Annotated in this window: 20 protein-coding genes and 1 riboswitch (1 of these 21 running past the window's edge); of the genes, 8 read left to right on the forward strand and 12 right to left on the reverse strand. The window is 54.3% G+C overall.

The window, feature by feature from the left end; translation table 11 throughout:
• Positions 1 to 861, forward strand: partial view of an MATE family efflux transporter gene (locus DY252_RS21280; RefSeq protein ID WP_008889135.1) — the 3' portion only. Its footprint begins 579 nt before the window's first position; the window shows 861 of its 1440 coding nt (coding positions 580-1440); the start codon falls outside the window, past its left edge; its stop codon occupies positions 859 to 861.
• A gap of 75 nt (positions 862 to 936) precedes the next feature.
• Here the strand turns inward: DY252_RS21280 and DY252_RS21285 are convergent, their stop codons facing one another.
• The gene (locus tag DY252_RS21285; protein ID WP_064788200.1) at positions 937 to 2202 is read right to left on the reverse strand and encodes a hypothetical protein; all 1266 of its coding nucleotides are present in this window, start codon (positions 2200 to 2202) and stop codon (positions 937 to 939) included.
• Between the two features lie 147 nt (positions 2203 to 2349).
• Positions 2350 to 3309 carry a helix-turn-helix transcriptional regulator gene (locus DY252_RS21290; RefSeq protein ID WP_064788199.1) on the reverse strand — a complete coding sequence of 320 codons (960 nt, stop codon included), beginning with the start codon at positions 3307 to 3309 and terminating at the stop codon, positions 2350 to 2352.
• A gap of 226 nt (positions 3310 to 3535) precedes the next feature.
• Here DY252_RS21290 and DY252_RS21295 point away from each other — a divergent pair, with 226 nt between their 5' ends.
• Genes DY252_RS21295 through DY252_RS21305 form a run of 3 tightly spaced genes read left to right on the forward strand, consistent with a single transcriptional unit; the run spans position 3536 to position 5431 of the window.
• On the forward strand, positions 3536 to 4021 hold the full coding sequence (locus DY252_RS21295; RefSeq protein ID WP_064788198.1) for a low molecular weight protein-tyrosine-phosphatase: 486 nt from the start codon (positions 3536 to 3538) through the stop codon (positions 4019 to 4021).
• Positions 4022 to 4048: 27 nt separating this feature from the next.
• Positions 4049 to 4921: a fructosamine kinase family protein gene (locus DY252_RS21300; protein WP_064788197.1), complete on the forward strand. Its 873-nt coding sequence runs from the start codon at positions 4049 to 4051 to the stop codon at positions 4919 to 4921.
• A gap of 60 nt (positions 4922 to 4981) precedes the next feature.
• Entirely contained in the window at positions 4982 to 5431 is a 450-nt protein-coding gene (locus DY252_RS21305) for a c-type cytochrome (protein WP_197482557.1), read from the forward strand.
• Between the two features lie 82 nt (positions 5432 to 5513).
• Here DY252_RS21305 and folE read toward each other — a convergent pair whose 3' ends face one another.
• From folE to metZ, 3 genes are all read right to left on the reverse strand, one after another.
• Positions 5514 to 6104, reverse strand: a complete 591-nt coding sequence (folE, locus tag DY252_RS21310) for a GTP cyclohydrolase I FolE (protein ID WP_008889129.1) — start codon at positions 6102 to 6104, stop codon at positions 5514 to 5516.
• An 88-nt stretch (positions 6105 to 6192) separates the two neighbouring features.
• Positions 6193 to 6585 carry a Co2+/Mg2+ efflux protein ApaG gene (apaG, locus tag DY252_RS21315; protein WP_008889128.1) on the reverse strand — a complete coding sequence of 131 codons (393 nt, stop codon included), beginning with the start codon at positions 6583 to 6585 and terminating at the stop codon, positions 6193 to 6195.
• Between the two features lie 200 nt (positions 6586 to 6785).
• The gene (gene metZ / locus DY252_RS21320) at positions 6786 to 7988 is read right to left on the reverse strand and encodes an O-succinylhomoserine sulfhydrylase (protein WP_064788195.1); all 1203 of its coding nucleotides are present in this window, start codon (positions 7986 to 7988) and stop codon (positions 6786 to 6788) included.
• Between the two features lie 82 nt (positions 7989 to 8070).
• Positions 8071 to 8145: riboswitch (SAM riboswitch) on the reverse strand.
• A 227-nt stretch (positions 8146 to 8372) separates the two neighbouring features.
• Here metZ and DY252_RS21325 point away from each other — a divergent pair.
• The 3 genes from DY252_RS21325 (at position 8373) to DY252_RS21335 (ending at position 12148) form a co-directional block, all read left to right on the forward strand.
• The gene (locus tag DY252_RS21325) at positions 8373 to 9167 is read left to right on the forward strand and encodes a TVP38/TMEM64 family protein (protein ID WP_082923393.1); all 795 of its coding nucleotides are present in this window, start codon (positions 8373 to 8375) and stop codon (positions 9165 to 9167) included.
• Entirely contained in the window at positions 9160 to 10587 is a 1428-nt protein-coding gene (locus DY252_RS21330) for a dihydrolipoyl dehydrogenase family protein (RefSeq protein ID WP_064788194.1), read from the forward strand. The genes DY252_RS21325 and DY252_RS21330 overlap by 8 nt, the downstream gene beginning before the upstream one ends.
• Positions 10588 to 10666: 79 nt before the next feature.
• Entirely contained in the window at positions 10667 to 12148 is a 1482-nt protein-coding gene (locus DY252_RS21335) for a sensor histidine kinase (protein WP_064788193.1), read from the forward strand.
• A gap of 371 nt (positions 12149 to 12519) precedes the next feature.
• Here the strand turns inward: DY252_RS21335 and DY252_RS21340 are convergent, their stop codons facing one another.
• From DY252_RS21340 to DY252_RS21355, 4 genes are all read right to left on the reverse strand, one after another.
• Entirely contained in the window at positions 12520 to 13128 is a 609-nt protein-coding gene (locus DY252_RS21340) for a DNA-3-methyladenine glycosylase I (protein WP_008889123.1), read from the reverse strand.
• A gap of 3 nt (positions 13129 to 13131) precedes the next feature.
• The gene (locus tag DY252_RS21345; RefSeq protein ID WP_064788192.1) at positions 13132 to 13419 is read right to left on the reverse strand and encodes a YciI family protein; all 288 of its coding nucleotides are present in this window, start codon (positions 13417 to 13419) and stop codon (positions 13132 to 13134) included.
• 3 nt (positions 13420 to 13422) lie between these two features.
• Complete coding sequence (locus DY252_RS21350) at positions 13423 to 14019, reverse strand: TetR/AcrR family transcriptional regulator (RefSeq protein ID WP_064788191.1); 597 nt, start codon at positions 14017 to 14019, stop codon at positions 13423 to 13425.
• 154 nt (positions 14020 to 14173) lie between these two features.
• Positions 14174 to 15733 carry a TrkH family potassium uptake protein gene (locus DY252_RS21355; RefSeq protein ID WP_231959668.1) on the reverse strand — a complete coding sequence of 520 codons (1560 nt, stop codon included), beginning with the start codon at positions 15731 to 15733 and terminating at the stop codon, positions 14174 to 14176.
• 434 nt (positions 15734 to 16167) lie between these two features.
• Here DY252_RS21355 and DY252_RS21360 point away from each other — a divergent pair, with 434 nt between their 5' ends.
• Positions 16168 to 17604 carry a sensor domain-containing diguanylate cyclase gene (locus DY252_RS21360; protein ID WP_064788349.1) on the forward strand — a complete coding sequence of 479 codons (1437 nt, stop codon included), beginning with the start codon at positions 16168 to 16170 and terminating at the stop codon, positions 17602 to 17604.
• A gap of 88 nt (positions 17605 to 17692) precedes the next feature.
• Here the strand turns inward: DY252_RS21360 and DY252_RS21365 are convergent, their stop codons facing one another.
• The 3 genes from DY252_RS21365 to DY252_RS21375 form a co-directional block, all read right to left on the reverse strand.
• Entirely contained in the window at positions 17693 to 18700 is a 1008-nt protein-coding gene (locus tag DY252_RS21365; protein WP_008889118.1) for an aspartate-semialdehyde dehydrogenase, read from the reverse strand.
• A 328-nt stretch (positions 18701 to 19028) separates the two neighbouring features.
• Positions 19029 to 19217, reverse strand: a complete 189-nt coding sequence (locus tag DY252_RS21370) for a DUF3012 domain-containing protein (RefSeq protein WP_008889117.1) — start codon at positions 19215 to 19217, stop codon at positions 19029 to 19031.
• A 137-nt stretch (positions 19218 to 19354) separates the two neighbouring features.
• Positions 19355 to 20773, reverse strand: a complete 1419-nt coding sequence (locus DY252_RS21375) for a TrkH family potassium uptake protein (RefSeq protein ID WP_064788348.1) — start codon at positions 20771 to 20773, stop codon at positions 19355 to 19357.
• Between the last annotated feature and the right edge of the window lie 218 nt (positions 20774 to 20991).

Raw genomic sequence — 20991 nt, forward strand, 5'->3', positions numbered from 1 at the left:
ATCGCGGCCAACTTGGTCAACCTCGTTCTTGATTACGGGCTGGTTTACGGGGCGTTTGGCTTGCCGGAACTGGGTGCCGAAGGTGCGGCATGGACATCAAGCGTCATTCGCTGGTTCATGGCGCTTGGTCTGCTTGGGTATATCCTGCTGATGAAAAGCCATCATCTTTATGGCATTCGCAACGGCTTTGCAGGGTGGTGGCGCGGATCGCGCGATGCCCGCCATCTTGGCTATGCTGCGGGTGCCAGTCAGGGGATGGAAACCGGCGCCTTTGCCGCCATGCAGCTTTTCGCCGGTCGTCTTGGCGTGATTGCCGCGGCAAGTTACGGCATCAGCATGACGCTTTTGGCCCTGATGTTTATGGTAGCACTTGGTCTGGCCTCGGCAACATCGGTTCGGGTCGGCATTGCCTATGGCAGGCGGGACCGACCGGACATGGCGCTTGCCGGGTGGATTGGTCTTTTGACCACGATGTGCGTGATGCTGGCCCTCAGCATTCCGCTTTATCTGTTCCCCGATGCGGTTGCACATCTGTTTACCCAGGACGTCGCAGTGCTTGCCACCACGGTTTCTGTGCTGATTTTGATGCCGATCATTTTCCCGACCGATGGCGGGCAGAATGCCGCGATCAGTGCCCTACGTGGCGCTGGCGATAAATGGGCACCAACGATTTTGCATCTGGTGTCCTATATCTTTGTCATGATCCCGGTTGGCTATTACCTGTCATTCGTTCTTGAGATGGGGGTGCGCGGCCTGTTCTGGGGGATTGCGATTGCAAGCCTTGTCGCGGTCAGTGGTCTGGCAATCCGGTTCCTGATCGTGTCATCGCGCGACATTCCGGAACATCCCGAACAGATCTAGTCATCGACAAACAAACAAAAAGCGCCGCCGGTTTCGCGCGGCGGCGCTTTTTTTTAACCCATGCCATGCAGGTGATCAGGAACGCGCGGCATCAAATTGGCGCTTCGGCATCAAAAGATCACAGAACGGCAGGACCAACGTGTCGAACGCCGATGCGGCGCGCGCGGCATCAATCCGGATGATGTGCTGTTCGATATCGCGTTGGGTGGCAAACGCGCCAAGCGGTGCCAGTTCCGGCAAGGCATCAACCATGATCGCGTAAAATGCGATTTGATCCTCGCGCGCTGTTCCCGCCGCCAGATTGTCCAGATGGTTATAAAGCGCCATCGCCAGGAACCAGCGACAATAAGGCATCAGACCTTGCAATATCTCGGAGCGTTGTTGCGGCTGAACATATTGTTGCAGGTCATGATCAAGCCAGACAGCATTTTGCACGCCTGCCACAAAGGCATTGCGAAGGGCTGGATGTTCATCACTAAAGAACACGGTCGTCAGCCAGGATGACACATCATCAAGGGCTGCACGGCGCGATGCCGGTGTGCTGTCATTCCCGAAATCAAGGGCCGGCATCGGCGGTTTGCCCGACATGGCAAGACTTGCCACCGCCGGATCAATCAATGCATTGGCAAGCCATGCCTGATGCCAGATTTTCATCGGCCGGAAATAGGGCTCCTTTTCCGAACCACCGGCTTCGATCCAGCTTTCGATCAGATGCGCGCGCCCCAATGCGATACCAAGGCGCAGGGCATCTTCAAACCCCATGCCGTTTTGCAAGAAAGCATCACCGAGCATGTCTTCAAGCAAGGGCAGCATGCTTGTGACATTGTCAGACCGAAGTCCTGCACCAAGCGGCTGATAGAATGATGCCGCATCGCTGTGGCCCAGAATGGCGCGGGCATGCTTGGCAAAATCACCCCAAAAAACAAGCTTTACCGGCTCGGCGCGTTTGCGCCAAAGCGGGCGGGTCATGTGCCAGTTTTCGCATTCAAAATTGGCCATTGGCAGGGCATCGACAAGGCGTGCCAACGGTTTGGTCACCGCCAATTCCAGATCATCCTCGGATCCGACATGGCCGATGGACAGACGCCAGCCCGGTTCTTCATGCGGATGACGATCGAGCCACAACATTGCAAACCCGGTTGCATTCGACCGGCCCGCTGCCGGGGCAACGAGATCAAAAAACAGCGACAGGGCTGCTGGCATTTCCGGCACGCTATGATCGGTCAGTGCGTCCCCAACGGTCCAGGTTTTGACGATGACATCATCGGCATCCGGTCGATTGTCAAAACGCTGCGGCAGAAAACCGGAATATTCGTTTGCAGGACGGATGGGGTCAGTCATGGCAGCCTCGTGGATGCGAAGGGGCACGATGATTTAAACAAAATCATTCATGGCGCTGCTGATACCCAAGGAAACCGGGCAGGTCAATCATCCGGCGCTCAACCCGCACACCATAAATGGTCGCAGTCACTCCCGACTGGTTGGCCGTTACGCCCGGGTCAAACCGGCATGGCCGATGCTGGCCTCACGGTAGACAGAGGGCGGCATCGCCATCAAACGTCTGAAATCACGAGAGAAATGCGCATTATCTGTAAAGCCGCACCAGAACCCGATTTCACCAACCGAAAGCGTGGTGCCATACAAAAGCCGACAGGCTTCGCGCACACGCACCAGACGCAAAAGGTCAGAAAACCGGCTGTTGGCCTGTTGCAAGCGGCGCTGCAAGGTGCGGCCTGATGTATCAAGCGCAGTAGCAACTTCATCAATCGTCCAGCTGCGACCGATGTCATGTTCCAAAACCGTACAAAGCTGTTGCACGATCGGGCGCTGCGCCCCGATTGAGGGCGCGGTACCGGGCATATTGGCCATGAATGGATAGGATGACGAAACCTGTTCGAAACTGCCCCAATTGATCCGAAAACGAAGGCCACGCCCTGAAAAAGCCAGTTTGTCGCTAATGCGGCCCTTGCGCGTCACGCGCACTGCCGGACCGTGGCTTGGCAAAATGGTGGCGTCAATATTCTCGGCCCCGGCGGCTTCAAGCAACCCAATCAAAAATCCCAGCAAAAGCAGGTTTTCCACGCGTGCCGGGGGCTGACCGCGCACGACCCCGCGATGGATGGTCATGGATTTTCCGGTGACGGAAAAGTCGCTGCGTGCACGCGCGTGGGAATAGCCTTCCAGTCGGCGCCAGCGATCCGCAATCACCGACGGTGTTGCCGAGTGACGCAACATGGTCAGGATCGGTTCCTGTTCCTTGGCCGCCAGATACCGCCCAAGACGCACTAGCACCGCCGGACCATTGATCTCTTCAAGGGCCAGCATGATGCTGCGCAGCTTGGCTGAAGTTACGACAGTCCCGCCCGGGACAAGGTCATAGCCCCGCGGCAACCATGCCAGTTGCCGGATCAGGGCAACATGCAAACCAAAAGAAACAAATTCCTGCATCAAAACGCGCCAAATTGAAGGTAATTGGCGCGATCATACAAACTAATGACTGACCTGTCAGTGTCGCATTCAAAATGTCACGAAGCTGTTACATTCATCCGGTTTTGCGTAAACATCTTTGAGATGAAGATCACTGCGCGGAACGACAAGTCGTTGCCCGCGGGGGATGGGCATGTCACTCTGAAAGGCATCTCCTGCCCCTTCCCAGACAATACGGATAGATAGCGTGATCAAGGTTCTTTTCGTCTGTACCGGCAACATCTGTCGCTCGCCCACGGCCGATGGCGTTTTCCGCAAGATGGTTCGCGATGCCGGACTGGATAACCATATCAGCGTCGATAGCTGCGGGTTGTCGGCCTATCATGTTGGCGAATTGCCCGACCCGCGATCGCGTGAAATGGCGCAAAGTCGCGGCATTGATCTCAGCGATATTCGATCCCGCAAGATCAAACCGACGGACTACCATGAGTTCGATTATGTTTTGGCCATGGATGACGGGCATCTGCGCGATATGCGCCGCCAGGCACCAAATACCCATCAGCACCGCATTGAGCTGTTTCTGGATTATCACCCGTTGATGGCAGGACAAAGCGTCCCCGATCCCTATTACGGCGGTGCCAACGGGTTTGTCGATGTGTTTGACATGATTGAGGAAGCCTCAAGCAACCTGCTGTCGCACATCCGCGAAAAACACGGAATCCAGGGCCCCTAGTCCCTCGGAACGGATCATGGATATGCCATGGATAAACGCGCTCTTTCAGATTTGATCAAACGCCACACCGGGGCGTCGGTGCGATCCATCGCGCCACTTTCGGGTGGATGCGTTGCCAATGTAATGCGCGCCGATCTGGATGATGGGCGGCAACTGGTGATCAAACACAGCACGACAAATGATGCGCAAGACAGTGCAGGTCTTTTGATCGAGGCGGAAATGCTGCGTTATTTCAAAACGCACTCCCCGATCCCTTGTCCCGAGGTCATCCATGCCGACACAAATTGTCTGGTGATGACATTTATCGCCAACGACAACCGAATGACTGGTCGTGTGCAGCGCGAGCTTGCCGAAAAGTTGGCAAGCCAGCATCAGGTAACATCCGATATGTTCGGACTTGGCTTTGACACTTTAACTGGCGGCCTGGCGCAACCCAATACACAGGAAGAAAGCTGGATTACCTTTTTCGCCGAACATCGTTTACGCCATATGGCGCATTGTGCGCAGCGTGAAGGCAAGCTTCCGGGCAGTATTGTCGCCCGACTTGATCGACTGATTGACAGGCTTGAGGACTATTTGCCCACAGACAGCAAACCCTCGCTCCTGCATGGTGATCTGTGGGGTGGCAATATCCTGTGCAGGATCGACACACTTGCCGGTTTGATTGATCCGGCGATCTATTACGGGGACCGGGAAATCGAACTGGCCTTCGGGACGCTATTTGGCGACCTGACATCGGAATTTTTTGGGCGATATAATGAAATACTGCCAATCAATCCCGGATTCTTTGAAGAACGCCGCGATTTGTATAATCTTTATCCGTTACTGGTCCATGTTCGCCTGTTTGGCGGCCATTATGTCGGTTCGGTTGACCATATCCTTGCCCGATTTGGTCAATAGGCCGGTTATGGGCGCGCCCACGCGCCAAGCTACAAACACACAAAAAAGGGGACGAGAGAGTTGAGAATTCTACTAGGTGCCGCAGTTGCCTCGACCATGACGGTCAGTATTGCCGCCATTGCGCATGAAGGAGCAACCGGTGTCGTCAAGGAACGTATGGATGGCATGAAGGCCATCGGTCAGCAGGTCAAGATCATGGTGCCAATGATGAAGGGTGCCCTGCCCTATGACCCCGAACAGGTTGCAAAGTCAGCCGCGATTATTGAAGGCAATTCCGGCGAAACCTTTACCACCCTTTTCCCCGAAGGCAGCAACGAACATCCTTCCGAAGCACTTTCTGACATCTGGGACGACTGGTCGAAATTCAGCGGCCTTGCCAATGAACTGAATTCCAAGGCCGCGGACCTCAAAACAGTTGCAACCAATGGCGGATCGGAAGACGACTTCAAGGCAGCGCTTGGTCAGATGATGCAGACCTGCAAGTCCTGCCATAGCGACTTCAAGGACTAAATCGTTCAAAGACCGGCAATCATCACAAAGGCCGCAGCAAATGCTGCGGCCTCTTTGTTTGTATAGCTGTATCAAATTGTTGTTAGCGCCCGATCATGGCAAAGAATTCGCGACGCGTGATCGGGTCGTCGCGGAATGCGCCAAGCATCCGGCTGGTGACCATCGACACGCCGGTCTTGTGCACGCCACGGGTGCTCATGCATTGGTGATTGGCATCAATCACCACCGCCACACCAAGCGGATCGAGTTCTTCCTGAATGGTGTTGGCAACCTGTGCGGTCATCTTTTCCTGAATCTGCAGGCGTTTGGCATAAACCTCGACCACGCGGGCCAGTTTGGAAATGCCAACAACACGGCGGCGCGGCAGATAGGCGACATGTGCCACACCAATGATCGGCACCATGTGATGTTCGCAATAGGATTCGACGCGAATGTCGCGCAGAACGACCATTTCGTCATAGCCGTCGGTTTCTTCGAATGTCCGACGCAGAATTTCAGCCGGGTCCTGCTGATAGCCAGCAAAGAATTCACCATAAGACCGTGCCACACGGTCAGGGGTTCCGCGCAAACCTTCGCGGTCGGGATCATCCCCGGCCCAACGCAGAAGTGTCCGAACCGCTTCTTCTGCTTCTTCGCGTGTCGGACGCTTCACCGGGTTATGTTCGCTGCACATACCAAATCCTTTGTCATTTTATTACAGGATTGAACCTGCCTTGGTGGGGCTCACGGCCCGCGCTACCTGATACTGTTTTTTGATGCGATCAGTTCACAGTGTGTTGCCCATGCGGACTGTCCAGCGAAAAGGCTGGAATCGCAATATCAAAATGATTGCCGTCCATATCCGTCATTTCGAATGTTCCGACCATGAAGCCGCTTGGCGTGGTCAGTGGCGCGCCACTGGTGTAGTTGAAACTTTCGCCGCAGGCCAAAACAGGCTGTTCGCCGACAACACCCGGGCCTTTGACTTCTTGGGTTTCGCCACGCGAATCCGTAATCCGCCAGTGACGGTTAAGCAACTGAACAGTTTTCGATCCGAGATTCTCGATCTCGATGCGATAAGCCCAAATGTAACGATGGGTGTCCGGGTCTGATTCGTCCTCAAGGAACATCGGTTTTACCGATACCTTGATGTCGTGGGTTACGGTCGAATACATGCATATCTCCGGGCCAAGTGTGTTCCAGTCAATTTGCATCAGCCAAGAATGCGATGGATGGACCCTTTATGTAGACAATCCTTCCCGAAAGTACCAGTCGGCAGTCAAAACAAACTGGCATTATCCCCCGGATCGGAAACGATAAGGCCCGCACAATGTACGGGCCGGATCGATGTCAGGATTACTGTTGGTCCATGCTTTTAAACGGCAAGGGCCGCCAACAGGTCTTCCTTGAGGTCATCAATATCTTCCAGACCGACAGATAGACGCAGCATGCCCTCGGTAATGCCCATGGCAACCTTGTCCTCGGCCGGTACACGCTGATGCGTGGTGGTCCAGGGATGGGTTGCAAGGCTTTTTGCATCGCCAAGGTTGTTGGAAATATCAATCAGCTTGAGATTATCAAGCAACGAGAAGGCTGCTTTTTTACCACCGGCAAGCTCGATTGCGATCAATCCACCACCACGGCCAGACATTTGCTTCATTGCCAGTTCATGCTGCGGGTGACTTTTCAGCCCCGGATATAGAACGCGTGACACGTGCGGCTGTTCCGAAAGAAACTCAGCCAATGCAGTTGCATTGCGAATATGCTGATCCACACGCAGGCTAAGTGTCTCAAGCCCCTTAAGAAGAACCCAGGCATTGAACGGGCTCATGCTTGGCCCGGTATGACGCAGGAAGGTAGTCAGGTGTTCGTCATGCCATTCCTTGTCATTAAACAGGATCGCCCCGCCAAGGCAGCGCCCCTGCCCATCAATATGCTTGGTCGCGGAATAGACAACAATATCCGCCCCCAGTTCCATCGGCTTTTGCAGGATCGGTGTGGCAAAGACGTTATCGACAATCACCTTGGCACCGGCCTTGTGCGCCAGTTCGGAAATGAAGGCGATATCAAGAACCTCAAGCGTCGGGTTCGAAGGTGTTTCAAGGAAAACCGCATCGGCCGGCTTCGAAAGTGCCTTTTCCCAGGCGTCCTTGTCCGTGCCGTCCACCAGTTCGGTCTCAACACCAAACCGCGGCAAAAGCGTGGTCAGGATAAATTCGCACGACCCGAACAGCGCACGCGATCCAACCACACGTCCACCGGCCTTGGTGCTGGCCGCCAACGCATTCCAGACAGCCGACATGCCCGATGCCGTTGCGCGGCAATATTGCGCGCCCTCGATCAGGGCAAGGCGTTCTTCGAACATGCCAACGGTCGGATTGGCGAAACGCGAATACACAAAACGTTCCGGACCGCTGCCATCAAAGGAGGCCTCGGCCTCGGCGGCAGTTTCATACACATAGCCGGAATTCATAAAGATGGCTTCGGAGGTCTCGCAGAATCCGCTGCGCGCTGTACCGCCACGCACGGATCGGGTCGCTGCGCGCCAGTTATCGGAAGCCTTTTTGTCGGTCGTCATCGTCTTGCTCCTACATGCCCGAAATATATGCATATCGTAATCCGGACACAAAAAAACCCTGACCGGCATGATTGGGTCAGGGCCGAAGCCATAGCACCCCTCTTTAGCGATTTTTTACGTGGCCGCAAGCCGGTCGACAAATCCCACGATGCGCAGACGATACGTCCAGTTTTCCCCTACGTCAAGCGCCACTCCCTCAGGTTTATTGCGCATGTTCCTGCGCCATCCCGCCCGGCTTTGTACAATTTGCCCTCACGCAATGGTGAAGGCAGTTCATAAGCAAGTTTTGAGATTTCTCTCTAATGTTGGATCAAATAATGCGATCCTGCTGTTTAAGGATTTGCATATCGCCCCACCGATGCGACTTGCAAGAGACTGAAATTAATGACAAAAACCAGTTCAATGGCGTCAAACTTGTCCGAACAGAAACAAGATATCCCAACGGAAATCACCGGCACATCAAAGCCCCTGTGGCGCAAACTTTTGCCGGTGGCTGTGCTGATTGTCGGGCTTGTCATTGCATGGGCCAGCGGCGTTCTGGATTTGCTGTCATTTGAGTCCCTGCGTGAAAACCGTGACCTGTTGCAGGGCTTTGTTGCCGATAACCCGGTTTCCAGCGTTCTGGTCTTTATGGGGCTTTACGTCGTTTCGGTCGCACTTTCCCTGCCAATCGGGTCGATCCTGACCATCACGGGTGGCTTTCTATTCGGGGCTTTTCTTGCCACCAGTTATGTTGTGGTATCCGCCACCATCGGCGCGACGATCGTTTACCTTGCGGCCCGCTATGCATTTTACGATCTGATGCGCGCCAAGGCCGGAAACGCCGTCCGCAGGATGGAAGAAGGCTTTGCTGAAAACGCCTTTAGCTATTTGATGGTTTTGCGCCTGATCCCGATCTTTCCCTTCTGGCTGGTCAATCTTGTGCCGGCCCTTCTTGGCGTCAAACTGCGATCCTTTGTTTTTGGCACCATGATCGGCATCATTCCGGGCACTTTTGTTTATGCCTCGATCGGGGATGGTCTTGGCGCGCTGTTTGATCAGGGCAAGACACCTGATCTTGGCATCATCTTTGAACCCCGTATTCTGACCCCGATCATCGGGCTCGCCGTGCTGGCGCTTTTGCCGGTGGCCTACAAGAAATTGCGCAAACGTAAAATCGGGGAGAACGCCGATGAATAAGATCATCACGACCGACATTTGTGTCATCGGAGCTGGATCCGGCGGCCTTTCGGTCGCCGCCGGCGCGGTTCAGATGGGCGCAAAGGTTGTCCTGATCGAAAAGGGCAAGATGGGCGGTGATTGCCTTAATACCGGCTGCGTTCCGTCCAAGGCGCTGCTGGCGGCTGGCCATGCCGCGGAAAATGCACGCAGGGCTTCACGGTTTGGCGTATCGACCGGGCCGGTGGAGATCGACTTTGGCCGGGCAATCGACCATGTTCATTCCGTGATCGCAGGCATCGCGCCCCATGATTCTGTCGAACGGTTCGAAGAACTCGGCTGCACGGTCATTCAGGCCGAAGCCCGTTTTACCGGTCCGGGTGAAGTCATTGCCGGTGAAACCACAATCAAGGCCAAACGCTTTGTCATCGCCACCGGATCGCGTGCGGCAGTACCACCGATCCCCGGCCTTGAAACCGTTTGCTATTTCACCAATGAAACCATTTTCGAAAACCGCGTTCGCCCAGAACATCTGATCATCATCGGCGGCGGGCCCATCGGGCTTGAAATGGCGCAGGCCCATCATCAGCTGGGCGCGAAAGTTACCGTGATTGAAATGGGCACCATCCTGCCCAAGGATGATCCGGATCTGGTGGCTGTTATCCGCGACCGTATCAAGGCCGATGGCATCAGCCTTTATGAAGGCGCCAAGACCAAGGAAATCCTTGATGTGAATGACCAGATCAGGGTCGTGATCGAACATCAGGGCATCGAGATTACCTTGGAAGGCAGCCACCTTTTGCTGGCAACCGGACGCAAACCAAATGTCGAAAATCTCGGCCTGAAGGATGCCGGTATTGACTATACCGACCGTGGCATTTCCGTCGATGCGCGATTGCGGACGTCAAACAAAAAGGTCTTTGCCATTGGCGATATCACCGGCGGCCTGCAATTTACCCATATGGCGGGATATGATGCTGGCATCGTCATTCGCAATGCGCTGTTCCGTCTTCCGGCCAAGGTCGATCACAGTGCCGTGCCATGGGTGACCTATACCAACCCGGAATTGGCACAGGTCGGCCTGACCGAAAAGACCGCCCGCGAACAATATGGCGATGACATCCGCGTTGTGACCTGGGATTACGCCGAAAATGACCGCGCCCGGGCAGAGGCCGAGACCGAGGGCTTCATCAAGGTCATCACCAAACCAAATGGCCGGATTCTGGGGGCTGCCATCGTCGGACGGCAGGCGGGTGAACTGATCGGTGTCTGGTCACTTGCCATCAGCAAGAAGATGAAGATCGGCGCCATCGCCGGGATGATCGCACCTTACCCGACCTTGGGCGAACTTTCCAAACGCGTCGCCGGGGCCTGGTATACCCCCAGCCTGTTTGGCGAAAAAACGCGCAAGCTTGTTAGATTCCTGCTCAGGTTCGCATAAGCGGTTTTCTTGGATCGCGCATCAAAACAAGCATCTGTATCGCTGTACTTTTTTCGTTTTATCGGCCTAACATCAGTTAATGAATAACCGGCATCTGAAATTGCCCCCTTGGGCCAAATCGCTTTCCGCGCGCCTTCTGGTGCTGACGGTAAGCTTTGTCATGCTTGCCGAGGTGTTTGTCTTTGCCCCCTCTGTCGCACGCTTTCGGATTGACTGGTTAAAGGCGCATCTTGATTCCGGGTACCTTGCCGCCCTTGCCCTTGAAGCCACCCCCGATCAGATGATCCCCGATGATCTTGAACGCGAACTTCTGTCCAATGCCGGGATCGAGGCCGTCATCCTGCGCCGTGAAGATCGCAAATTGCTGCTGCAACGCGATGATATGCCTGCCAAGGTCGACAAGGATGTCAATCTGAGCGATTTCTCGATCCCGATGGCCTTGATGGAAGGGCTGGCGACACTCAGCCAGACTGAAAACCGGGTATTGCGCGTGGTCGGCATGCCATCCATGGCGCCTGATTTCGAGATCGAGGTGCTTGTTCATGAAGACCGCCTGACCGAGGCGATGCGCAATTTCGGCTGGCGGGTGTTTGGCCTGTCGCTGATGATTTCTTTCTTTACGGCCGGACTTGTCTATTTCGCGCTCAACCGGTTGCTGGTGCGCCCGATGCGCACCCTGACCAGCGACATGATCCGTTTTCGCGAAGACCCGCAGGACAAGGCATCGCTGATCAATCCCGGCGAACGTGACGATGAAATCGGTGTCGCCCGCCAGGAACTCGCCATGATGCAGCAAGACATTCAGGCGATGCTCAATCAGCGTCGCCGACTTGCCGCGCTGGGCACGGCCGCCACCAAAATCAGCCATGATCTGCGCAATGCATTGGCGACCTCGATGCTGATGACAGAACAGCTTGCCAAAAGCGAAGATGACGAAGTCCGCGCCGTGGTGCCGCGCCTGTTGTCATCGATGGAACGCGCTGTTTATATCAGCGAACAAACCCTGTCCTTTGCCCGCGAAACCCCGCCGCCGCGCGATCTGGCAACCTTCACGCTGATTGAACTGATCGAGGAAATCCGCGATCAGATTTTGCTGCAAAAATGCGAACCGTTGCTTGATGGCGGAATGGGCGATGCACCTGTCGCCAGTGAACCCTGCCCGGCGCGCATTGAGATCGACCTGCCTGATGATGTCATGCTTGAAGCCGACTATGACATGTTGTTTCGCGCCTTCAGCAACCTGATGCGCAACCCGCTGGAGGCCGGGGCGACCACCGTCGCCATCAGCCATAAAATTCAAACCGAACCTGAAAAGGGTGACGAATCGGCTAAAGCCCGCCGCTCCATTGAAGTTGTCATTGCCGATAACGGGCCGGGATTACCCGAAAAGGCGATCAAAAACCTGTTCGTCCCGTTTGCCGGCAGCGGGCGACAAGGCGGCACCGGACTTGGCCTTGCCATCGCACGCGAACTGATCAGCACCCATAACGGTGAACTTCGCCTCACTGCAACAGGGCCTGATGGTGCTGTTTTCACAGTCAAATTGCCACTTGGTAACTGATTTCGCGGCATTCCCATGCTGCGGCGCATCCGGTTGATAGATTTTTCCTATCTATTTTAATTTTATATTCGATTTTATCTTTTGATCAGCATTTGCGACCTTGGGTTATGGCGATGCCGGGCTTGATCCCGATCCCCGATCCGCTCCTGACCCAAAGTTCGGTATCGCCAAACTCGCTTGAGTGTGCACCGTATTCTTTTGAAGCCTTCCTACCCCCTGTTGCACCCTCCCTTGGCGTTGGCACCTCAAGTGAGACCGCATGTCGAATACCCCATAATCCTTGCCGGATTATCATCAGGGGATCCGAAATGGTCCCCGCCCTCAAAACCCCTTGTCCAGTTACGGACAAGGGGTGTTCTTTTGACATCACATCAGCTTGGGCGGACCAATGACGCACGCATGTCGTCAATCTGTTGGCGCAAAAAGCAGCCTTGCGCGTGATCATTGATCAGGCCCATCGCCTGCATGAACGCAAACACCGTGGTCGGCCCGACGAACTTCCATCCGCGTTTTTTGAGATCCTTGGAAAGTGCCACCGACGTCGGCGAAGTTGACATCGACTGTGGCGGATCCACCTCATCCGGTTTCGGTTCAAACCGCCAGAAATAGGCGGCAAGTGATCCTTCCTCGGCCACCATTTCGCAGGCCCGTTTGGCATTGTTGATCGATGCCTCGATCTTGCCGCGATGCCGGATGATCCCGGCATCACCAAGCAAACGTTTGACATCCGCATCATCAAACTGGGCAACCTTGTGAAAATCGAAACCGGCAAAGGCTTTGCGGAAATTCTCGCGCTTGGTCAGGATCGTGCGCCAGCTTAATCCCGACTGAAACCCTTCAAGACAGATTTTCTCAAACAGCCGGATGTCGTCGGTCACCGGAAAACCCCATTCTGTGTCGTGATAGGCGTTAAATTCCGGCGCCGCGTCACACCAGGCACACCGGCATTTTCCATCCGTTCCGATTGTTGTTTTGCTCATTGCTCAGGCCATCAGGAAATCAAGACGTTGATCGGCACGCGCGGGCGAGATTTCCAAAATCTCGGCGCTAACGATCCCTTCGACAACGAACGGATCGGCATTCACGCGGGTTTCAATCTCATCGCGCGACACACCATGGGCCAGAACCGCACCGCCCATGTTGGGTTGCAGGCTACCGACCATCAGAAACACACCATCATCAAAGCCCTGCTTGATCCACGCTTTGTGCGCGTCCATGAATTCCGCGGCCTTTGGGCGGTTTTCGGCAAATTTCAAAAAGATCGCAAACATCGTCTACTCCCTGTCTGGATTATTTTTGCGGGCAAGATCGGCAATCTGATCATCAAGCCAGGTGCACATCAGTTCGACCTCGTGATGCAGGAACCGGTCATCATCAAACGCATTGGCAAGGGTCGCCACACCCTGGCTACGACCAAGGATATGCATGGCCAATTCATCTGACCGGTCTCCAAAGCCCAACTGTTCAAACTGTCGGCACAACCAACTGCGAAACAGGGTGAACAGCGCAGCGGCATCGCTTTTGGCCGCGTGGTTCAGTTTCGCCAGTTCTGACGACAACGTACCCACCGGGCAGCCGTATTTTCGGATTTTCTCGCCATTGACGATCAGAATATGGATAAAGCTTCGAATACGCTCCGCCGGGTCTGATCCGGAAATTTCCCAGCGATCCAGCATCTGCTTGGTACTGGCAAGGCGGCGGTTGATCACACCATCAAGGATGTCGTCCTTGGACTTGAAGTGATGATAAAAGTTGCCGCGCGATATGCCGACGGTGGCTGCGATATCGGCAAACGATGTTGCCTCGAACCCGTGCTGGTAAAATAGAAGGTCCGCTGCCTCGACAATCCGGTCTCGTGTTTCTGATGCCATTTTCCGATATGCCGCCAGATTGATCTGAATTAGGACAATTGTCCCATTCCCGAAATTAGGTCAATTGTCCTATTTTGTCAACAAGACAAAAAAGCACCCGCAAGCGTCGCCTGCGGGTGCCGGAAAATTCGGTGATAAATGTCTTGGGTTTTGATCAGTCGCGCCAGAAGGCCGGGAACAGCAGAACCAATACGGTAAACACTTCAAGACGACCGATAAGCATCCCGATCGACATTAGCCACTTTGCCCCGTCCGGAAGTGTTGCGAAATTGCCCGATGGGCCGACAATCGGACCAAGGCCCGGGCCGACATTGGCAATCGCCGTCCCGGCACTCGACACTGCGGTGATGAAATCAAGTCCCATTGCACCAAGTGCTGCGGCCAGAACCACAAAGCAGAATACAAACAGGAAGAAGAAGCTCAGAACCGATTCCGTGACATCTTCCGAAAGCGGTTTGCGGTTGTAATAGGCAATGAAAACGCCATGCGGACGCAGCATGTGCGAAAGCTGGATCTTGGCGATTTCATACAGAACCTGAAGGCGGAAGATCTTCACCCCACAGGTTGTAGATCCTGCACAGCCGCCAATGAACATGACAAAGAAGAACACCGTCACCGCAAACGGGCCCCAAAGCCCGTAATCGGTGGTGGCATAACCAGTCCCGGTCATAACCGACACAATATTGAATGACGTAAAGCGCAGTGCATACAGGAAATCGACATTGTTTGTTTCCGAATGCCAAAGCGCAAGCCCGACAACGATCGAAACCGCAATTGTGATGAACCAGCGCACCTGACTGTCGCGGAACAAGGCGCGACCCTGCCCGCGCAGCATCTGCAGATACAAAATAAACGGCAACGCCCCCGTCGCCATGCCAAGCGTGATGATCACATCAATCGTCGCACTATCGTAATGCCCGATCGACGCATCCTTGGTCGAAAAGCCGCCGGTGGCAATCGTTGTCATGGAGTGCGCAATCGCATCAAACGGCGTCATGCCCGCCCACCACAACATAATCGCCCACAGCCCCGTGAAACTCAGATACAGCATCGCGATTCCCATCGCGATCTGGGTTGCGCGCGGGAACGCCTTGTCCGATTTGTCGGAGTTTTCCATGCGGAACAACTGCATCCCGCCAACGCGCAGCATCGGCATGACGGCAATCGCCATGACAATAATCCCGATCCCGCCAAGCCACTGCAAAAGTGCCCGCCACAGCAAGATCCCCTGCGGCGCGGTATCAAGGCCGACAATCACGGTCGACCCGGTGGTGGAAATACCTGACATCGCTTCGAAAAACGCGTCGGTATAGGACATATCAAGATCGGAAAAGGCAAATGGCAGTGCCGATGCCGCCGTCAGAACCAGCCAGCTCAGCGTCGTCAGGATAAAGGCCTGGCGCGAGTTGATCTTGAGATTGTCCATGCGATTCATCATGATCAATGCCCCGCCGACAAACAGCGACACAAAGGACGCCGCCGAGAACACGATCCAGTCACGCTGCCCGTAATAAAGGTCGACCAACGCCGGGATGAACATGCCAATCGACAACGTACAGAGCAAAATGCCGACGATGAAAAGAATGGGACGGAAATCGATCAATGAAGCGCCTCTTGGCACATACACCGCGAAATCCCCCCGGACAAACGGCATATGGTGCGTCTGATGTTCTGTTTTCGGAAGCCACTGCATACCCGAAAATTCGGTCTGCATGTACCCCCTTCATCACAAGCAGCGAAATTCTTGGCATATGAGGCCACAATGTCCAGTTCTTTTAAGCTGTTGCAAGCTGCCTTGCCGTCGAAATTTCACGATCATCAACACGATCTGTTCGCGCCCGCACCCTGATTAATGAACGACCGTCACCTTTGATCCGAATTTCAATATCACCACACTGCGTGACGACACCAGCATAACGATGTCTAAAATTATTAGTTATTTCTGATAGCTTCCATGCTGATCAGAATCATTCCAATATAATTTCCGGTTTCTTTTGGCCTTTTGCACATCGCCCAAAGAACGCAAAACTCCCGATATTTGATTTTGTGTCGTGCAACATGGCGCGCTTTCCCCTAAATTAGCCAGACCAAAAAACGATGAGTTCAATCATCGGTGCCTGCCTTGTGACTATCCTTGGGGAGCTTCCCGTGTGGGGAAAGAAATTATACTTCGCGATCATTCTGTGCGTTCTGCTGGCGGTCGGGTTTCTGACCACGAGTTTTGTAAGCTTCTATGTCGCCCGGGATTCTCTTGAAGAACAGATTTCCGAAAGCACGCTTCCGCTGACCAGCGACAATATCTATTCCGAGATCCAGCGCGATCTGCTTCAGCCGATCTTCATTTCCTCGTTGATGGCCCATGATACGTTCGTTCGCGACTGGGCGCTTTCTGGCGAAAACGATCAGGAACGGATCACCAGGTATCTGGGCGAAATTCAGTCGCGCTTTGGCACGATCACGTCCTATTTCATCTCCGAAGAAACCCGGAACTATTATCACCCGACCGGCGTGATCAAACAGGTCAGCGAAGATGACCCGGCCGATGGCTGGTATTTCCGCGCCCGTGACGCGAAGCAACCTTACGAGATCAATATCGACCATGACACGGTTGATCGGTCACGCCTGTCGATCTTTGTCAATTATCAGGTGCGTGATTATGACGGCAATGTCATCGGCATTACCGGTGTTGGCCTTGCGGTCAGTTCGGTCACCAATCTGATCGAAACCTATCAGGCACGCTATGGCAGGACGATCTATTTCATCGACACCGAAGGTCATGTCACCCTGCGCGGCAGCGGCTTTGGCGATGCCCACAACCTGCAGGAACGCCCGGGCATGCGTACTCAGGCCACCAAAATTCTGACCTCGCCCGGCGCTTCGATCAGTTACGAACATGGCGGACACACCTATTTCGTCAACAGCCGTCTGGTGCCTGAATTCGGCTGGCTTCTGATTGTTGAACAAAGTGACTATTCATCTGATGCGCGTCTTCAGAACACCCTGTTCATCAATATCGCGATTTCGTTGCTGATCACGATCGTGGTCGGACTGGTCGCCTTCCTGACCGTGCGTAATTATCAGAAACGCCTCGAAGAACTGGCATCGCGTGACAAACTGACCGGCACGTTTAACCGTCAGGTCTTTGACATGATCTTTGATCAGGCGGTTCAGAACGCAAAACGGCAAAAATCGGTGCTGTCGGTGATGTGTTTTGATGTTGATGGCTTCAAGGAAATCAACGACGGCTATGGCCATCCGGGCGGGGACGCCGCCCTTCGCGAAGTTCTGACCATGGTTCGCCAGAATGTGCAGGACTCAGACGTGATCTGTCGCTGGGGCGGGGATGAATTCGTCATTCTGTTCCCCGGAAAGGATCGCAAGGAAGCCATGACAAAGGCGCGCGAACTTGCCGACTCTGTCCGCAATGCCCCGGTCCGTTTCGGGCGCGATCATATTCCGGTTACCATCAGTGCCGGCATCACCGAATATCGCGATGGCGAAGACCTTGATACCCTGATGGCCCGTGTTGACAACGCGCTGTATACCGCCAAGGCATCCGGCCGCGATCACATCTCCCTGTCCTGATCCGGTCAGGCTGCGACCAGATAAAAAAACACCCCCGGCAGAATGTTCTGCCGGGGGTGTTTTTTGTTTAATTCGCTTCGGTGCGCAATCAGTCGGCGATAGATGCCTCGGCGATCTGAACAGCGTTAAGCGCAGCACCCTTAAGCAACTGGTCACCGGCAACAAACAGTTCCAGACCATGATCACCAAAGATCAGGTTGGTACGAATGCGGCCAACTTCGACGTCATACTGTTCGGTCGCAGTCAGCGGCATCGGGTATTTGTTGTTTGCCGGATCATCGACAAGCTTCACACCCTTGGCCTTTGCAAGCACTTCACGTGCCGCCTCCGGGGTCACAACCTTTTCGGTTTCAACCACAATGGCCTCGGAATGGGTACGCTCGGTCGGAATACGAACCGCGGTGCACGATACCGGAAGGTCCGGCGCGCCAAAGATTTTGCGCGTTTCCCAGGTCACTTTCATTTCTTCACGGGTATAGCCGTTGTCCTGGAAAGTATCGATATGCGGGATCACGTTAAACGCCAGCGGCGATGAAAACACCTCTGCCGGAACCGGCTTGCCAGCAAGACCAGCCGCCAGACCTTCGCGCAGTTCGTTCATGCCCGGCTGACCGGCACCCGATGCGGCCTGATAGGTCGACACGATCACTTTCTTTAGGCCAAAGGCCTGATGCAGCGGCCAAAGGGCAACTGCGGCAATCGCTGTGGTGCAGTTCGGGTTCGCGATCAGTTTTGCCGTTTTGGCAAGGTGACCATTGATTTCCGGCACGATCAGCGGAACATCGTCATTGAGGCGGAACGCCGAGGAGTTATCAATCACCAGCGCGCCTTCGGCAATCTTGGGCGCATATTCCTTGGCGAAATCACCGGAAACAGCAAGGAAGACAATGTCGCACTGTTTGGCTTCTTCAACAGAAAACAGCGCGACGGTCTTAGTGCCGAATTTAGTCTCCACGGTCTTGCCCGCTGAACGCTCGGACGCGAACAGGGTGAGTTCACCCACAGGGAACTTGCGATCAAACATAACGTTGATCAGCTCGACGCCAACCGCACCGGTTGCGCCAATGACACCGACATGGAGATTTTCGGCACTCATAATAGTTGTCTAACCTCGCAATAAATTTATTGTCATATTCGACTGCCGCGATCATTCACGGGCCGCGCATTATAAGGATTAATCAAGGCAACGCAAATGTACCTTGCTGCATTGCATTCATGCGCGGTTCTGATTGAGTAAAAACGCACCGGACAACAGATTGTTCCATGGCGACTTTAAACGGGCTGACATAAAAAATCCGCCCTTCAACAGTACCACCGCCAAGCAGACGTCAAAGGGCGGATTTAGCCGCCATAAAGACGACATATCCAGACTATGAAAGAGAATCGGCTGATCGTTTTAATGTCCGATCAGGCGAATGCACTGATCACATCAGGCAATGTTTGGCGAAATCCGTCGCCTCGTTTGCCGTCCAGTCGCCTTTCGGCTTTTCCTTAAGGTCATTACACCATTCCTCGCTGCCCACCTCGGGCGAACATGCGGAAACAGCACCAGCCAGGAAAAGGACCGCAAGGGCCCCGGCGATTTTGGTCGTGATCGTTTTCTGCAGTTTCATGTCCGTGTCCACTGTTTGTGTGTTTGTTATTAACGCTACAAACTTATACACGGCGCGAAAATGACGCAAAGTAAACCTTCGGTCTGTGGCAACCGTCACAGACCAAAAGCAACAATCGACAAAATGAAAATCAGGGATCAGTCGCGCCAGAAGGACGGCATCAACAGCACAAGAAGCGTCTCGAACTCAAGCCGGCCCAGAACCATGGCAACATCCAAAATCCACTTCGCGGAATCCGGCAATGACTGGAAATTACCCGCCGGTCCGATGATATTGCCAAGCCCCGGCCCGACATTGGCAAGCGCAGTTGCCGCCGCACTCATCGAGGTAATCAGATCAAGCCCCGTCAAACCAAGGGCAATCGTCACCGCGATATAGCTGATGGTCAAAAGGAAGACATAGACCGTAACCGCGTTATAGATGTCGGATGTGATTTCATGTCGATCAATGCGGCTGACCACCACGGCCGACGGACTGCGCAGGCGCATGAAATGGGCACGAAGCCCGGTAAACACGACATACAGGCGAAACATCTTGAACCCGCCCGATGTCGATCCCGAACAGCCGCCGATAAAAGTCGCAAAGAAAAACAGCATGACCGCCGCCGGGCCCCACAACAGATAATCACCCGATGCATAGCCCGTGGTCGTAATTACCGACACAAGGTTAAATGCCGCCATGGTTAGCGACCGGAAGATACCGTCATCCGATATCTGCACCAACCGCACGGTCAGCAAAAACGTAAAGCCGGCAATGATCAGGCAGAACAATCTGATTTGCTGATTGCCGATCACGGCCTTGATCGCACGCTTGCGCAGAAAGACCGCATAGGCGGTAAACGGCAAACCACCAAAAAACATGAACAGGATGGCAATCCAGTGCAGCGACAGGCTGGTGTCAAACTTGGCAAATGAAAGGTCCGACGTGGCATAGCCCCCGGTCGACAGGGTCGTCATGCCGTAATTGATCGCATCAAACCATCCCATGCCAAAAATGCGATACAACACAATGCACACCAGGGTCAGAACGGAATAAATCATCACGATCTGCAGGCACATGTCGCGCATGCGCCCACTGAGTTTTTCCGACCGGTCCGAACTTTCCATCTGAAAAAGCTGCATGCCGCCAACCCGCATCATTGGCAACAGGGCAAGGGCGGTGACGATGATCCCGATCCCGCCCAGCCATTGCATGATCGATCGCCAAATCAACAATCCCGGCGGCAATTCATCCAGCCCCGACAGGATCGTCGACCCGGTCGTCGTCAGGCCTGAAACGGTTTCAAACACCGCATCACAGAAACTGATTTCCAGTGATGAGTACCAAAGCGGCAAGGACCCGGTCAGGCTAATCGCAATCCATGACACCACCGTCAGGACATAGCCCTGACGTGCTGTCACACGCGGTCCGATATCGGACCGGCAGGCAAGACACGCCATACCGCCAAGCCCGATGGTCGTGATCGAGGCCTGGGCAAAAATTTTCCAGTCCGGGTTGCCATATGCAAGATCAACAGCAGCAGGCACCATCATCGATATACCGATGATAATGACCATAACCCCGACAACGAAAAAGATGGGTTGCAGACGGAACAAGCAAGCTTCCCTGACAGCAAAAGACAAACCCGCTTGTAGCGCCAATTGACAATTGATGCATCCGGTTATTGTGCATGACACCATTGATGGCAATTCCCGCTGCCCGCTACCCACCCGACACAGGCGTCATCATTTTGCCGTTCTTTTTGCTTGTTCTTTTGCCATGACCGTTGTGTCAT

The organism is Thalassospira indica (assembly GCF_003403095.1).
GTDB classification, from domain to species: Bacteria; Pseudomonadota; Alphaproteobacteria; order Rhodospirillales; family Thalassospiraceae; genus Thalassospira; species Thalassospira indica.